Here is a 15181-nt window from a genome sequence, read left to right as displayed (position 1 = left end):
GGTCACTGCGGTCGGTCCGCCAGATGAGGTTTCGACTTCGCGAAGTAATCCCACCCGGTCAGCGCCGTAAGCGCCGCCGCGACCCACAACAGCAGAACCCCGGCGTAGAAAGTCGCATCACGGGCCCAAAGCAGAAGACCCAGAGACAACTCGTCCGCGACCTCCCCGCTCAGGATGTTTTCGATCATCTCTTCGTCCATACCCTGCACGCGTTCGGCGAAGTGATGCTCGAATATACCGGTCGAGAAAAGCACGGACAGCGCAACCATCTGCGCCGTCGTCTTCCACTTGGCCAGCTGCGTCACCTTCAGCAGACCAGCCGTGTTGCCGAGGAATTCGCGCAGGCCGCTGACGAAGACTTCCCGGAACAGGATGATCGTCGCGGGCAGCAGGATCCAGGGATTCATCCCCGAAAAACCGGTAATGACCAACAGCGCGATCACCACCATCGCCTTGTCGGCGATTGGGTCGAGCATCGCGCCGAAACGGCTTTCCTGGTTCCATTCCCGCGCGATCCAGCCGTCGAACCAATCGGTCACGGCCGCCGTCACGAATAGGACCAACGCGTACCAATCCGCCCAGGGCCGGGCAAAGAACAGGAACATGATGGCGACGCCGGGGGCGGCAAACAATCGCAGGACCGTCAGGATATTAGGGATCGTCCAGGTCATATCGGCATTCCTAACGCGCCGGCCGACGCGGCACCATAAAGATTACACGTGCCGATCGGAGAATTCCGTCACCCCTTGTCGTGGAAATGCGCGTGGATCTTCTCGGCGAGGGCTTCCGAAATTCCTTCCACCGCTTTCATATCCGCCAGAGCAGCGCGCGAGACCGCCTTGGCCGACCCGAAATGCTTGAGCAGCGCGCGCTTGCGCCCCGGTCCGACTCCGGCGATTTCGTCTAGCGGATTGGCGATCAGGGCCTTGGCCCGCTTGGCCCGGTGCGTTCCAATCGCGAAGCGGTGCGCCTCGTCGCGCAGGCGCTGGATGAAGTACAAGACGGGATCGTTGCGTTGCAGCGCGAACGGCCGCTGGCCAGTGCGATAGAATTCCTCCTTGCCGTGGTCCCGGTCGACGCCTTTCGCGACCCCGACCATTGCGACATCCTCCACGTTCAGCGTGCGCAGGATTTCGCGCACCGCCGACACCTGGCCCGCGCCGCCGTCGATCAGCAGAAGGTCGGGCCAAAGCTCCGACTTGCGATCGGGATCCTCCTTGAGCAGCCGCTTGAAGCGTCGTGTCAGCACCTCTTTCATCATTCCGAAATCGTCGCCGGGTGTGATCTCGGTGTCGCGGATGTTGAACTTCCGGTACTGCGATTTTTCCAGCCCGTCCGTTCCGGAAACGATCATCGCACCGACGGCGTGGCTGCCTTGGATGTGCGAGTTGTCGTAAACCTCGATCCGGCGGGGCGGAGCCGGCAGATCGAATGCCTCCGCGATACCCCGAAGCAGGCGTGTCTGCGTCGCACTTTCCGACATCTTGCGACCTAGGCTTTCGCGGGCGTTGCGGATGGCCCCCTCCACCAATTCCGATTTCTCGCCGCGTTGTGGGACAAGGATCTGCACCTTGCGCCCGGCCTTGGTCGACAGCGCCTCCGCGATCAGGTCCTCCTCCTCGACCCCATGAGACAGAAGCAGCATGCGCGGCGGTTCCTTGTTGTCGTAGAACTGGCCCAGGAACGCTTCCATCACCTCGGCCGGCGACATGTCATCGGCCACGCGCGGATAGACGTCGACATTGCCCCAGTTCTGGTTCGCGCGGATGAAGAAGACCTGAATGCAGGCTTGGCCGCCGTCCATGTGCAGGCCGACGACATCCGCTTCGGGCACGCCCTGCGGGTTCACGCCCTGCACCGATTGGACGTTGGTCAACGCCTTTATCCGGTCGCGCAGGGCGGCGGCACGCTCAAACTCCATTTCTTCCGAGGCGGTCGTCATCTCCTCGGCCAGCTTTTCCTGAATGCCCGTCGTCTCGCCGCGCAGGAACCGCTCGGCATCCTTCACCGATTCCGCGTAGTCATCGGGGCTGATAAAGCCGACGCAGGGGGCGCTGCACCGTTTGATCTGATAATTCAGGCAAGGCCGCGTACGTCCCTCGAAATCGCTGTCCGAACAATTGCGCAGCAGGAAGACGCGCTGCAACTGGTTGAGCACACGATTCACCGCCCCCGCACTGGCGAAGGGGCCGAAGTACTGTCCCTTCCCCTTTTTGCCGCGGTGCTTGCGGACCTGCGGAAACGTATGGGCGGTCGTCACCTCGATATTGGGGAAACTCTTGTCGTCGCGCAAAAGAACGTTGTAGCGCGGCTTGAGCTGCTTGATCAGATTCTGTTCGAGAAGAAGCGCTTCGAGTTCCGTCTGCGTCGTCAGGACCATCATCGACGCAGTCTCGGAAATCATCCGCGCGATCCGACCGGAATGCCCCTGCAACCGCGTGTAGTTCGCCACCCGGTTCTTCAGATTCCGCGCCTTTCCGACGTAAAGAACCCGGTTCTCGCCATCCAGCATCCGGTACACCCCCGGGGAGCCGTCGAGCGTGCGCAGGAACCGTTTTATCACGGTCGGGCCGGTCGGCTTGGCGGTCTGGTCTGACGTTTCGGTCATCGACGTGTGATTCCCCCCGGCGCTGCCCCGGATTGTATTCAGGTTCAAGGGCCGCGCGACGGCCCCTCCATGTGGATAACACTGGGGGCGGAATTGCGAAGCCCCTGTCCAACAAAGCAGATTTTACATTTCCGTCATATTCGTCGCCGATATGAGAAATCCTCAATATACTGAGAAAACTACATTATTTCTGCAACACCGTTCTCTGTGGTGTGTTTTTCCGCTCCTCGCGCCGTCAAATTGTCAGATCGAGGCTCAGGTGGACAAACTTCGGCGAAGTTCCCCTGCGGCATGACAGATCCAACTTACTCGATGCCTTGAACATCAGGGGTTTGCCAACCCAGGTGCTGTCCCCCGTCGACGCAGATGAGCTGCCCCGTCACTGACTTCGCGCCCAGAATATAGGCTAGGGCCGCGGTGATGTCATCGACGTCGGCCCCCCGTCCCAGGACCGTCGCCGCCCGTTGCGCGGCGAAATGGGCTGCAGATTGGCGTTCCCCGCGCAGGGTCGGACCGGGCCCGATCGCGTTCACGCGGATCGCGGGTGCCAATGCCTGCGCAGTGGTTTGCGTCAGGGTCCACAGACCGGCCTTGGCCAGGGTGTAGGTCATGAATTCGGGGGTCAGTTTGCGCACCCGCTGATCCACCATGTTGATGATATTTCCGGACGCAAGCGGCTCCCCGTCGGACGCGGCGGCGGGGGCTTGGGCGGCGAAGGCCTGCGTCAGGATAAGGGGCGCACGCAGGTTCGACCCGAAATGACGGTCCCAGCTTTGGCGCGTCGCAGACCTGATCGTATCATGCTCGAAAATCGAGGCGTTGTTGACCAACACCGTGACCGGACCGCCCAGGGCGTCGCGGGCCCGCCCGACCAGCGCCTCGCAGGCGGTAACGTCAAGCAGATCGGCCTGCAGCGTCGCGGCGCGACAACCCGCCGCCTCCACGGCGCTGGCCGTTTCCGCGGCACCTTCGTCACTGGACGCGAAATGAACGGCGACGTCGTGGCCCAGCTGCGCCAGCCTGACGGCCATCGCGGCCCCCAGCCGCCCCCCGGCACCGGTAACCAGTGCCCTCAAGACAAAGCCCACGCCAAATAGGCGAGATACAGACCCGACAAACCGATACCCCAGCCGCGCGTGATATCGCGCCCCAGAAAGACGAAAGGTACCAGCAAAAGCGTCGCGCCCAGCATGACCCACAGGTCCTTGGCCAGAAATCCGGGATCGACAGGCACCGGCCCGACAAGGACGGCAACCCCCATGATCCCCAGAAGGTTGAACAGGTTCGATCCGATCACGTTGCCCAGGGCCACGTCCGCATGGCGCCGGATCGCCGCCATCACGGTCGTCGCCAGTTCCGGCAACGATGTTCCGATCGCGACAAGGGTCAGGCCGATCACCGTTTCACTGACGCCATATGCCCGCGCGATGGAGGTGGACCCTTCGACCAGAAGGCTCGCGCCGATCGGCAAACCAACCAATCCCAGCGCCAGATAGATGCCCATCTTCCATCCGGACAGGCCTGGCTCCGCCCCTTCGACTTCGATTTCTTCTCCGCGCGAGGCCATGAAGGTCGCCGTCAGGACCGTGGCCAACGCGGTCAAAAGAACGATCCCGTGCCACCATACGATCGTTCCGGTCAGGCAGAACCCGATGAACAAGACCGTGGCGGCCAGCATGTAGAGATAGTCGCGGCGCGTGTCGTGACCGGCGGTATGCATCACCGCGATCAGCGCAGGTATCCCCAGGACGAGAAGGACATTCGCCGTGTTCGACCCGACGACATTGCCAAGTGCCAGCCCGGGTGCCCCGTCCAGAATCGCCTGCACGCTGACCAGAAGTTCGGGGGCCGACGTCCCGAACGCCACGACCGTCAGGCTCACGACCAGAGCTGGAATACCCAGGCGGAGCGCCAGATTGACGGCCCCTTTTACCAGCGTGTCACCCGCAAGGATCAGGATCACCAGACCCACAGCGACCATCAGAAATTCGAGAGCCATACCGCGTCAGACCTTGCCGCAGGGACACGGGCCGCGTCCGACGCGGGGTACGCCGCAGGTGCGGCATTTGCGTGATCCGATGCGCGCACCACTGGGAAATCGCAACCGTCCGAACATGGCAAGGACGGCAATCCCGATCAGGAAAAGCGTGACGATCTTGAAAATCATCAGAGGCCGAACCGGGCCCAGGCCGAACGATCCTCGACGGATTGAAGTGCGTCTCCCAATATTCCGGGCACCAGCCGCTGCAACAGCGGACGCCGCTGACCGACGTACGACAGGCGGACCTTCTCGCCGTAAAGCTCCTGCAGCTTCGGCACCATATGGGCGACCCCGTCGACCAGCCCGACCTCGACGGCACGTTTGCCGACAAAAATTTCTCCGGTGAACAGATCGCGATCCGTCGAGAGCTTCGACCCCCGCCGATCCTTGACGTGAGCGATGAAATGTTCGTGGATCTGCGCTTGTAGGGCCTTGAGGCGCTCCACGTCCTCCGCGCGCTCGGGGCGAAAGGGATCGAGCATGGACTTGTCCTCGCCGGCGGTATGAACACGCCGCTCGACCCCGTATCGCGCCAAGAGTTCGGGAAAACCGAAACTTGCCGAGATGACGCCGATACTTCCGGTGATCGAACTTTCGTCGACCCAAATGTCATCCGCCGCAGCTGCGAGCCAATAGCCGCCGGACGCGGCGACATCCTCGACGAAAGCGTGGACCGGACGGGACAATTCGTCAGCCAAGCGGCGGATCTGCGCGCCGATCAGCGCGGACTGAACGGGCGAGCCACCGGGAGAGTTGATCGCCAAGGCAACCGCATCGGGCTTACCCTTTCGAAACACACGCTCGATGAGCGGCGCAAAGGATGAATGACTTAGGCCGGCCCGGCCGCCCGCCCCCGAGATTACCCCTTGCAGGCGCAGCACGGACACGCGTTTGGCATTCGGACGAAAAGGGCGGGACAGGCGGTTCAACATCCAACCGGATGTATAGGCCGACCCTCCGGGGAACAAGGCGCGCGGCGCGCTTTTGCCCTCCGCTATCTCACGATGAACTCCGCGTGCAGCGCCCCGGCGGCCTTGATGCTCTTGAGGATGTCGATCATGTCCCGCGCCGAGACGCCAAGCGCATTCAACCCTGCGATCACGTCGGATAGGGTCGTACCGCCGGAGACGAGCGCAAGACCCGGACCCGGCTCCTCCTGCAAGGCAACCCCGGTGCGCGGCACGACCACGGTTTCGCCTTCGGAGAAGGGGTTCGGCTGCACCACGACCGGGGCCTCCTCGATCCGCAAGGTCAGGTTGTTTTGCGACACGGCCACTTCGGAAATGCGCACGGTGCTGCCCATGACGATCGTGCCGGACGCTTGGTCGACGACAACGCGCGCGCGTTGTTCGGGCGTGACTGACACGTTCTCGATCGCGCTGAGTGCGTGGGCGGGGGACGATCGCCCCGTCCGCGAGATGTCGAGCAACACCGTACCGGCATCCAACATGCGCGCGACGCTGCGCCCGATTTCGCGGTTGATGGCGGTCTCCACGCGCAGCGCGGTGGTAAAATCGGGGTTGCGCAGTGCGAGCCGAATCTGAGTCATCGTCGAAAAGTCAAAATCGACCTCCCGCTCGACCCGCGCACCCGCCGGAACGACGCCGGCGGTCGGCACACCCTCGATGACGGTCGCTGCGTCCCCGGTGGCCGACACGCCGCCGGCGATGATCGTCCCCTGTGCTACGGCATAGATTTCCCCGTCCGCCGCAGTCAGGGGCGTCATGACCAATGTGCCCCCAAGCAGGCTATCCGCGTCACCGATTGCGGAAACCGTCGCATCGATCCGCCCCCCCGACCGTGCGAACGGCGGCAGTGCGGCGGTAACGATCACTGCCGCTACATTTCTCGGTCGAAACTGCTCACCGGTGACGTTCACCCCCAGGCGTTCCAAAATATTGCTCATGATTTCTTCGGTAAACGGCGCGTTGCGCAGACCGTCCCCGGTTCCGTTCAATCCGACGACAAGACCGTAGCCGACGAGGTCATTGCCCCGCACACCGTCGAATTCCACGAGGTCCTTGATCCTGATTGACTGCGCCTGAACGGGGCCGGGAATGGCCCAGACGGTGCCGAGGACCAACAAGACCAATGCTGCAGCCCTCGGCATTCTGCCGACCAAGCTCATCGCAGATAGTCCGTGAGCTTGAGCTGCGACCGTCTTGCGGTTACGGCATAGATGGTCTCAAGACGCGACATTTCGTTCTGCAATCGGTTCGCCACGTCGAAGGGGTCGGTTCCAACGGCGTCCGTTCGACGCGCTTCCAGACGGGTCCGGTCGTCCGTGAGACGCTCCGACAGAAGGTTCAGGCGCGCCTCCACGCTGCCGAGGCCACCGCGCATGGCTGCAAGTTCGGAGCCCGCTGCGACCGACCGGCGCGGCAACTCCAAAGCAAGCGCCTGACGATCATCCGCGGATATAAGGAAACCAGCATCCGGCAGTGCCGCGATCAGAGCGGCCTGTTTCAGAGCGTCGCGGATCGCCGGATCCCCCGCCTCGACCGGAACATCGACGGCTGCCCCCTCCCCCAGGGGAAATTTTACGGGTTGCGCTGGATAAGGCGAAAGGGCCGAAATCTCTATCGCACCGCCCGGAGCGAAATAGTCATCGAATGCCTGCAACATCGTGGCGATGTCCGGAGCCGTTTGCGCCAGCAACGACGTCTCCGCACGAAGCACGGCGATGTCGTAGGGTGGGGTCCCCGTCGCATCGCCATTGGCAAAGATCGCCCGTCCGGCATCGGATGTGCCTAGGATCGCGGCGATATCGGCGAGAGCAGACTGGCCCGAGCCGCCGAGGTTCGCGATGGCACGTGGATCGGGCGATGACAGCGCGACCGTCAAACCGTCTGCTAGGCCCTTGCCGATCGCGTCGATCGCACCCAAGGAGCCTTGTGCGATGTCCGTCCAGATGGACGCGCGCGAAAGCGCATCCTGTCGGGCATCGATCGTGCGCAACTCGTGGGCGACACGCGAATAGGACGAAAAATCGCTGCTCAGGGCCCTGCCAGTATCGAACTGTCGTCCCGTCGCCAGTTCCTGCGTAAGATGATCCATCCTCACGCGCGTGTCGGAAGAGAAATCCCGCTGCGTGAAGAGGGGAAGAAGGAATCCATCGGTCAGCATCTCAGATCTCCGTCAATCGGTTCATCATGTCGCTCACGGCCTGGATGATCCGAGCATTGGCCGCATACGCCTGCTCAATCTCGATCAGCCGACGCATCTCGTCGTCCACGTCGACCGCACCTCCGTCTCGCCGATCGACAAGCCCTTGGGCTTCGGCCGCGCTGAATGCGAGCCGATCCTCGTTTTTCAGGCGGTCGGCCGAAAACATGGATTTAAGGGCTGCCGCGTGGCCGACGATATCGGTTGAATTATCCGGCAATCCGGCAAGTGCGGGCGGCGCGCGATCCGCCATCGCCGTACCATATCGCAGCAAAAGACCGGCTTCACCGCCCGCACCCAGAACGGCGGCCCCCAATCCATCGCGAAGCCGCCAGACGTCTCCTCCGGCACTCGGCAACACCAGCGTGTTCACGCCAATCCGACCGGCGAGACCAGCGTCGGGCGTGGCGGCGAGAATGCCACCAGACTCGGTGAAAAGACCCGGGGCGGCCGCAGCTCGCGTCGGATCGACAGCGGGATCCTCGAACCGGTCGATAAGATCGGCTGCAAGGCTGTCGAGCCGCGCGGTCGCATCGGGCGCGGTGATATCGCGCAAATCGAACAGGGCGGCGAGGCCGCCGCCGGGAATGCCCGATGATCCTCCGGACACCGCGACGGCGCGGCCATTCACGGTCAAGCCGGAGAGTTGCGTCGGAAAGCTCATTTCCGGCGTCAGCGGCGCGCGCGAGGAAAAGCCGAGTTCGGCAGGACGCCCGTCGAGAAGCATGACGCCACCAGATGACACGAGCGCAATGCTCCCGTCGTCACGTGGCAATTCGCGAAGCGGAATTTGGAGCGATACACGGTCGATCAGAACGGTCCTCTGATCCATCAGATCGGCGGTATTATGACCCCCCAGGCTCTGACGTCTGATATCCGTGTTTAACCGAGCGACGTCGGCCAGATCGGAATTCAGCTGCGTCACCGCCTTGCCGATGTCCTGATCCGCGTTTTGACGCGCTTCGGTTACCCCGTCGTCCAGATCGTTCAGAAGCGTCGACAGGTCGACTGCGGCTTCGGCGATCTCCTGCAATCTGACCTGGGATTGCGGCTCGGCGGCCCCTGCGACAAACGCGGCGTCGAGGCGGGCGAGACGGTCCTGGAGGCTTCCGGTCTTGTCCGGATCCCCAATCGCAGCGTCGATCCGCCCGAAGAAGGACGAGGTCACCTCGTCTCCCGCCTGACGGGATTGGGACTCCCGTCGAAAGGCCGTCAGACGTGGATCGACATCGCGGGACACTGAAGACGTCGAACCGGGGCTTCCGACGCTGGGGCCGCCGACCTCCAGTTCCCGGCGCGCATACCCAGCGCGATCGGAATTCGCCACGTTCTGTGCGACCGTTTCCGCGCGGCGGGCGCTCAGGTCGAGGCCCGCGACGGCGACGTTCAGGGACGACGAAAGGCTCATGCGAATTCTCCGGGGTTAGGCTGGCGATCAGCGTTTGATGTTGGTGGTTTCCTGCAACATCTCGTCCACGGTCTGGATGACCTTGGCATTCGAGTTGTAGGCCCGTTGCGTCTGGATCAGCTGCGTAAGCTCGGAGGCGACATCGGTCGCGCTTTCCTCGCGCGAGAAACCGATTACATCGCCAACCGGCCCGTCGCCTGCGTTCCAAAGATAGAACGCGCCGCTGTCGGAGGAGACTTGGTAGGTCTGATTGGCGAGGGGCTTGAGGCCGTTAGCATTCGGCACGTCGACGATCGGGATCTGATAGAGTGTCTTGGTGAACCCACTGTCGTAGATCGCCGTCAGCATTCCCAGGGCATCGACCTCGATCGACGCGAGATTACCGACAGGGGAGCCGTTCTTCGTCACCGAAAGCGGCGCGAACGTGTCAGACAACTGCGAAAGGCCGCGCGCCTCGAAGGGGCGACCGATGTCGACCTCCAGCGGGCCGCTTTGAACGGTCACGTCGATCAGACCGGTTGCCGGGTCATAGCTACCGATCGAGCCGGGCACGACCGATGCGATGGTGCCGCCGAAGTCGCGTGTATCATCGAAGGTGATCGTGAATTCCCCAACCAATGCCCCGGCCTGCGCCTCGTCGTTGATCGTGACCGTCCATTCGTTCGTCGCGGCGGTGTCAGGGGCCACGGGAAGGGTCGGGGTGAAATTGATGTCGAGGTTCTGCGCCTGCCCCATGTTGCCGAAGTACTCCAGCGCCATGACACGTGGGTCGCCCGATGCATCGGCCGCCGTATCGGTCGCGGGCAGGTTCACGCCAAGTGAGATGCGGGTGGTCGCGTCACCTTCGAATTGATTGGCGTCGACGCGCACCGGCTGCAGCCCCCCGACGGTGTCGCGCGGAAAGCCCGGAATGTTTCCGTCCTGATTGGCGGGCCATCCCAGAAGGGCCTGGCCACTTGCGCTCCGCAGGATGCCGTTCGCATCGGCCCTGAACGATCCGGTCGACGTCATGCGAAGGGGATAGTCACCATTTCCCGCAATCGCCGACGTGATCGGTGTCACCGGCAACATGCCGCGCCCGGTGACCGACAGGTCGGTGGGGTTGTTCGTTGTGATGAGCGTGCCGCGCTGCTCGACCGCCCGGCTGGTCGTGACCCGGACGCCCCCGGCGGAATAGGCCCCCCGGCTTTGGTCAAGAACGAGGGAGTGAAAGTCCGCGACCGATCGCTTGTACCCGAAGGTCGCCGAATTCGCGATGTTGTCCGATATCGTGGCAAGCCGACTGGCATTGACGTTCAGGCCGGTGACACCGGCATTCAGGGAGGAGGAAATCGTCATTGCGATCCTTTCTGGAAAACATCTCGGGGTGCGGGCAATTGTCTGGGCGTCCACGCCGCGTCACGGCATCCTTCCCACCGCAAGGTTAAGACCCGGCTAACGTCCGGGTTATTTTCCAGGGCGACTTCGGCCGATGAAGAGTCAAATTCTTCGTGGTTTCGATCATCGCCACGCCTCCCGCGGGGGGACGGTGGTCCGCAGAACCACCAGTTCGATCCGGTCGTTGCGCGCGGACAGCGGGTTCGCCGCGACGGGTCGATGATCCGCATGACCGGTGACCCGGACGATGCGACGTGACGACAGCCCCAATTCGGGCAGGGTTCGACGGATGATATCGGCGCGCTGTTGCGTGACCGGCCAGACCTGCGGGTCCCGCGTGACAAGCGGCTCCGACGCGGCGAACGCCTCGATGGCGAGAGCGTTGGGCAGATCGGAAAGTTCGGGCACCACGGATGCGAGCAAATCCCGCATGAGCGGCGTCGGCGCATCGTTTGTGAACAACGGCGATCCGGGCAATGCAAAGAATTCGAGCACCAGACCCTGATCCGTCAGCCGGACCGTCACATGTCTCAGGATATCCTTGTCGATAAGGCTGTCACCGCCCTTGCCCATAATCGCCGCTTCCAATGCGGCGAGCGTCGCGTCCTCTTCGGTGGTTCCGTTGGCGTTGGTGGGCGCGATGCCACCACGCCCCATCTGGATCCGACTGGCGTCGGCGGACATCGACCGACCGCCGAGGGCCCCGTCCCCACCGCCCGAAGTCGGGCTGAACGCGATGGTCGGGCTGAAGTAGTCGGCCAGCCCCTTGCGCTGCTTGTCGGTGGTCGCGTTGAGCAGCCACATGAGCATGAAGAACGCCATCATCGCGGTCACGAAGTCGGCGTAGGCGACCTTCCACGCGCCACCGTGGTGTCCCCCGGCGATGATCTTCTTCCGCTTGATGATGATCGGTCGTGTGTTGTCGTCCTTGCCAGCCATGCGCAGCCCTCCGACGCAGGGGTCTAGGCCCCAAACGTGAAAAAGCGGTTAGCGTCAGGGGGCGACCCACCGCCCCGACGGTCCGTCGAATTTCGCACGGCGATGGGGATCGTGAGCGAGGGAGACGACGTCCATCCGCTCGACCTGACCGGACAGGGCCACAAATCGATCACGTTGCGGCGTGCGCGTCACGACCTCCGGGCGGTCCACCGGCGTGCCGGGTGCAGGGTCGGTCCCGTAGTTCAAACGCGCCTCTGGCGGGATTCGCGCCCACCGCGCCTGATCCGCGGGGATGAGCGTCAGATGAACCGCAAGCCTGACCTGCAACTGGGTCGCCTGATCCCACAGCAGGATTTCGCCGCGCGGGTCATGTTCCACCGCGCGCACCTTCGCCGTGCGCAGATCCGAATGAACCTCGACTGTCATCGCGTCGCGATCGGCGGCGCGCAGGCCAACGGTCCGGGCCTGTGCCCCCAATGGCCCGACGGTGGCCAGCGTCACGAAGCGGAAGGGGTCATCCGATTGCGCGACACCGCGATCCAGCCTGTCCCAGACGTGGGACCAGAGGGTCGCAAGGTTCAGAAACGGGTCACTCATAGCCGGTCATTTCGAGGAATCCCGTGGCCGCGTGAGTTCCCGTCGCCGTCACCGGTCCTTCCCAATAAGGGAAAAGCGTCCCCTGCCAACTGTCGTCGTTCACCGCGCGGACGGTCAGGTCGATGTCCTGTGCCGGCAGCGCCAGACGCCAGTCCACCGGAACGTCGCGGCCTTCGACGGATGCCGTGCGAAGCGGTGCCAGATCCAGCGCGTCGCCGTAGTAGGGCGTCAGCGTGCCGTCCGGTGCGATATGCGACGCATAGTGAAACCCCTCCCCGCCGCGCAGGGCGAACGCCATCAAGCGCGTCCCATCGTCCAGATGCAGCGAAAACCAGTCCCACCCCTCCTGATCGCCTTCCAGCGGTTGCGAGGACCATTCGCGGTCGAGCCATCCCTTGCCCGACACCTGGACGGGACCGTCGGGCAGATCCAGCGTACCCGTCACGGTGTAGAAAGGCTGCGAATAATAGTAACTGGCCTGCCCCGCCGATGACTTTATCGAAAACCCGCCATCACCGTGAAACACCAACGGGCCTTCGGCGGTCAGCGTCAGATCGTACGCCGCCTCCGACGTCGCGGCCCGCAGCGTCAGGTCGTCGAAGGTCGGCCCCGCCAGACGCCAGTCGTCGATCCAGGCGGCAAACGGGTCCGGCGTGACCCCGGCCTGACCGACGCCGCCACGGGCGAACCGCTCCCCACTGTAATGCTCTTCCGGGGTTGTCAGCCCGAAATGACCCATCCAGACCTGCGGCCCCTCGGGCGTCAGCGCCGACCGGAACAAGGTGTATTGCACACCGTAAGAGGTGCCCGCTTCGTCCTGCAAGGCTGCCGTCAGATACCACCATTCGATGCGATAGTCGGGATGCGGTCCGTGATCGGCGGGAAAGTCGAACGACGGATCGGGCGTGGGCAGGGCGAAACCGTCACCGCCCTGTCCCAGACCGGCAAATCCCTGCGCGTGGACCGGCATGGCAATCAACAGGCCGAACAAGATAATTCTAACGTTCATGCGCGAAGACCTTCACGAGATCGGCGGGGGCCATCCGCCACAGACGCCATGCCGGCAGCAGGGCCGCCAGCCCCGCGGCCACCATCGCGGCCAAGGCCAACACGACCCAGCTTTGCGGATCGGGCAGCAGGGGCAGTCGCCAGCCAAACGCCTGCACGTTGACAACTGCCAGCAGGACCCAGGCGAGCGCGACACCGGTCGGAACCGCCAGGATGGCGGTGAACGCCGCGAGCAGAAGCGCACGGACGATGTCTGCCTGCGCCAATCGCGCGCGTGTCAGGCCCAGGGCCCAGACCGGCGCGACCTGTGGCACGCGCATCGTGCCCAACGTCGTCAGCGACGCCCAGAGCGCGAAGGCCGCCACGCCAAGCGTCAGGACGTTGAGTGCGGCGGTCACCGCAAATGTCTGCTCGAAGATGCCGAGGGCGGCAGCTTTGACGGCACCCTGTTCCTCGATCCGGTCGGGGGGCAGGTCAAAACGATCGGACAAATCCGCCACCAAGGGTCCGGCAAGAGCGGGGTCGAGCCTTAGCCCAAATGTCAGGAACTGCGCCTCGGGAAAGACCTCGACGAAGGTGTCTTCGTTGAGGATCGCCTGCCCCTTCGGATTGCCGTAGTCGGAATACACGCCCAGGATCGTGCGCGTTCCGCCCTGACTTAGATCGACGGTATCGCCGGCCCAAAGCCCTTCCCGCCGGGCCAATTGTTCGTTGACCAGCGCGCCCTTTCCTGCGGCAAGCCGGTCCCAGGCGTCCGGCACCGCGTCCAGCATTGGCCAGTTATCGCGGAATGTCGCGTGATCGGTCTGCGAAAAGATTTCGCCGGGGGCTCCTTCCAGCGTGGCGGGGGCCAGCGTGACCGGCAGGACCGCATCGACGCGGCCGTCGAGAAACGCACGCATCTCAGCCGCCTGCGCCTCATCGGAGGCATAAAGATAGACTTCCGCTGCAAGTCGCTGATCCAGCCATCCGGTGAAGGTCGCGCGGAAACTGCCGACCATCGTGCCCACGCCGATGTTCGCGGCCAGCGCCAGAAGCAATGCCATGAGCGCGAGGCTGAGCGCCGGGACCTGTTGACGCGCGTCGGCCCAAAGCCACTGCGCAACCGCGCCCTTCGCCGCCCTGCTGCCAAAATCAAGGACCAGCGACAGAAGCGGCGGCAGAACAAGCGCCACGCCCAGAAGAAGTGCGCCCAGACACAGAAAGCCCACGACCAGGCCCGTGCCGAACAGGGCAAGCAGTGCGGAAAGACCCAAAAGGCCCGCACCGCCAAAGGCTTGCCGGCGCAGCGTGGCGGCCCGCGCCCGCGCCCAGGCGCGCGGCATTGCCGGGGCAAGCACGGGAAGGCGGGCGAGTTGCCACAGGCTCTGGCCGCCGGCGACGGCAAGCCCGATGCCCGCCATGGCAAAGCCCGACAGCCACCAGACCGGGGACAGCGAAAGCTGCCCCGCGACGCCTGCCCCATACAGACCGGACAGCGTTGCCGCCACGCCCGGCAGCAGAAGCGCCGCGACGAGATAGCCGAGCAGGATGCCCAGCGTTCCGGCGACCAAGGTAAAGGCCACAAGCTCCACCGCCAGCAACATCGTCAACCGCGACGCCGGAAGGCCCAGCGCGCGCAACGTGCGGAACAGCGGGCGACGCTGCTCGAACGCCAGACCGATGGCGGCGTGGACGATGAACAGCCCGACTGCAAAAGCCAGAAGGCCGAAAGCCGTCAGGTTCAGGTGAAAACTATCCGTCAGGCGGGCAACGTCGGCACCGCCCTGCGGCTCCACGATGCGGGACCCGGGGATCAGCGTCGGAAGCGGGGTCAGCCCGTCGCGCGCCCCCGGAAGGATCAGCAAACGACTGATCCGCTGCGTGCCAAGAATATCCTGCGCCGCGGCGATATCGGCCAGCAGAAGGCCGGGGGCCAGATCGGGGGCGACACGCACGTCGGGCAGACCGTCCGGCAAGTCGGTATCCGTCGCGGCAAACACGAATGCCCCGGTCAGAAACCCAGTCAGGTCGTTTTCGGGGCTCAGGTCGGGCGTGG

The 15181-nt window shown here is 64.0% G+C and carries 14 protein-coding genes; all 14 read right to left on the bottom strand.

Annotated features, from left to right (window positions below; genetic code table 11):
- Nucleotides 1–2: 2 nt before the first annotated feature.
- Nucleotides 3–671: a CDP-diacylglycerol--glycerol-3-phosphate 3-phosphatidyltransferase gene (gene pgsA / locus JDO7802_RS08540; protein WP_055084490.1), complete on the bottom strand. Its 669-nt coding sequence runs from the start codon at nt 669–671 to the stop codon at nt 3–5.
- Between the two features lie 68 nt (nt 672–739).
- On the bottom strand, nt 740–2608 hold the full coding sequence (gene uvrC, locus JDO7802_RS08535) for an excinuclease ABC subunit UvrC (RefSeq protein ID WP_055084489.1): 1869 nt from the start codon (nt 2606–2608) through the stop codon (nt 740–742).
- A gap of 305 nt (nt 2609–2913) precedes the next feature.
- Complete coding sequence (locus tag JDO7802_RS08530) at nt 2914–3684, bottom strand: SDR family oxidoreductase (protein ID WP_083481088.1); 771 nt, start codon at nt 3682–3684, stop codon at nt 2914–2916.
- Nucleotides 3681–4607: a calcium/sodium antiporter gene (locus JDO7802_RS08525; RefSeq protein ID WP_055084485.1), complete on the bottom strand. Its 927-nt coding sequence runs from the start codon at nt 4605–4607 to the stop codon at nt 3681–3683. The genes JDO7802_RS08530 and JDO7802_RS08525 overlap by 4 nt, the downstream gene beginning before the upstream one ends.
- Before the next feature lie 6 nt (nt 4608–4613).
- A complete protein-coding gene (locus JDO7802_RS18245) occupies nt 4614–4775 on the bottom strand; it encodes a hypothetical protein (protein WP_055084483.1) in 162 nt (53 codons plus the stop codon).
- Entirely contained in the window at nt 4775–5581 is an 807-nt protein-coding gene (locus JDO7802_RS08515; RefSeq protein ID WP_055084481.1) for a S49 family peptidase, read from the bottom strand. Before JDO7802_RS08515 ends, JDO7802_RS18245 begins: the two co-directional genes overlap by 1 nt.
- A 62-nt stretch (nt 5582–5643) precedes the next feature.
- Complete coding sequence (locus tag JDO7802_RS08510) at nt 5644–6759, bottom strand: flagellar basal body P-ring protein FlgI (RefSeq protein WP_055084851.1); 1116 nt, start codon at nt 6757–6759, stop codon at nt 5644–5646.
- Nucleotides 6760–6773: 14 nt separating this feature from the next.
- Nucleotides 6774–7775, bottom strand: a complete 1002-nt coding sequence (locus JDO7802_RS08505; RefSeq protein ID WP_055084479.1) for a flagellin family protein — start codon at nt 7773–7775, stop codon at nt 6774–6776.
- A 1-nt stretch (nt 7776) separates the two neighbouring features.
- Nucleotides 7777–9222: a FlgK family flagellar hook-associated protein gene (locus tag JDO7802_RS08500; RefSeq protein WP_055084477.1), complete on the bottom strand. Its 1446-nt coding sequence runs from the start codon at nt 9220–9222 to the stop codon at nt 7777–7779.
- 27 nt (nt 9223–9249) lie between these two features.
- Nucleotides 9250–10560, bottom strand: coding sequence for a flagellar hook protein FlgE (locus tag JDO7802_RS08495; protein ID WP_055084474.1), 1311 nt, complete (start codon nt 10558–10560; stop codon nt 9250–9252).
- 162 nt (nt 10561–10722) lie between these two features.
- Entirely contained in the window at nt 10723–11538 is an 816-nt protein-coding gene (locus JDO7802_RS08490) for an OmpA/MotB family protein (RefSeq protein ID WP_055084469.1), read from the bottom strand.
- A gap of 54 nt (nt 11539–11592) precedes the next feature.
- Nucleotides 11593–12135, bottom strand: a complete 543-nt coding sequence (locus JDO7802_RS08485) for a PNPOx family protein (protein ID WP_055084467.1) — start codon at nt 12133–12135, stop codon at nt 11593–11595.
- Entirely contained in the window at nt 12128–13144 is a 1017-nt protein-coding gene (locus JDO7802_RS08480; RefSeq protein WP_055084465.1) for a lipocalin-like domain-containing protein, read from the bottom strand. The genes JDO7802_RS08485 and JDO7802_RS08480 overlap by 8 nt, the downstream gene beginning before the upstream one ends.
- On the bottom strand, nt 13134–15181 hold a 2048-nt coding region (locus JDO7802_RS08475; RefSeq protein WP_083481087.1), incomplete at its 5' end, for an FtsX-like permease family protein. The genes JDO7802_RS08480 and JDO7802_RS08475, both read right to left, overlap by 11 nt.

The sequence above is a fragment of the Jannaschia donghaensis genome (assembly GCF_001403795.1).
Classification (GTDB): Bacteria; Pseudomonadota; Alphaproteobacteria; order Rhodobacterales; family Rhodobacteraceae; genus Jannaschia; species Jannaschia donghaensis.
This window is presented reverse-complemented; position numbering and strand designations above follow the sequence as displayed.

What these genes read in the sequence shown, in the direction of transcription:
- pgsA (WP_055084490.1), bottom strand. Translation starts at nt 671, where the DNA reads ATGACCTGGACGATCCCTAATATCCTGACGGTCCTGCGATTGTTTGCC.
- JDO7802_RS08505 (WP_055084479.1), bottom strand. Translation starts at nt 7,775, where the DNA reads ATGCTGACCGATGGATTCCTTCTTCCCCTCTTCACGCAGCGGGATTTC.
- JDO7802_RS18245 (WP_055084483.1), bottom strand. Translation starts at nt 4,775, where the DNA reads ATGATTTTCAAGATCGTCACGCTTTTCCTGATCGGGATTGCCGTCCTT.
- uvrC (WP_055084489.1), bottom strand. Translation starts at nt 2,608, where the DNA reads ATGACCGAAACGTCAGACCAGACCGCCAAGCCGACCGGCCCGACCGTG.
- JDO7802_RS08515 (WP_055084481.1), bottom strand. Translation starts at nt 5,581, where the DNA reads ATGTTGAACCGCCTGTCCCGCCCTTTTCGTCCGAATGCCAAACGCGTG.
- JDO7802_RS08525 (WP_055084485.1), bottom strand. Translation starts at nt 4,607, where the DNA reads ATGGCTCTCGAATTTCTGATGGTCGCTGTGGGTCTGGTGATCCTGATC.
- JDO7802_RS08510 (WP_055084851.1), bottom strand. Translation starts at nt 6,759, where the DNA reads ATGCCGAGGGCTGCAGCATTGGTCTTGTTGGTCCTCGGCACCGTCTGG.
- JDO7802_RS08490 (WP_055084469.1), bottom strand. Translation starts at nt 11,538, where the DNA reads ATGGCTGGCAAGGACGACAACACACGACCGATCATCATCAAGCGGAAG.
- JDO7802_RS08480 (WP_055084465.1), bottom strand. Translation starts at nt 13,144, where the DNA reads ATGAACGTTAGAATTATCTTGTTCGGCCTGTTGATTGCCATGCCGGTC.
- JDO7802_RS08495 (WP_055084474.1), bottom strand. Translation starts at nt 10,560, where the DNA reads ATGACGATTTCCTCCTCCCTGAATGCCGGTGTCACCGGCCTGAACGTC.
- JDO7802_RS08485 (WP_055084467.1), bottom strand. Translation starts at nt 12,135, where the DNA reads ATGAGTGACCCGTTTCTGAACCTTGCGACCCTCTGGTCCCACGTCTGG.
- JDO7802_RS08500 (WP_055084477.1), bottom strand. Translation starts at nt 9,222, where the DNA reads ATGAGCCTTTCGTCGTCCCTGAACGTCGCCGTCGCGGGCCTCGACCTG.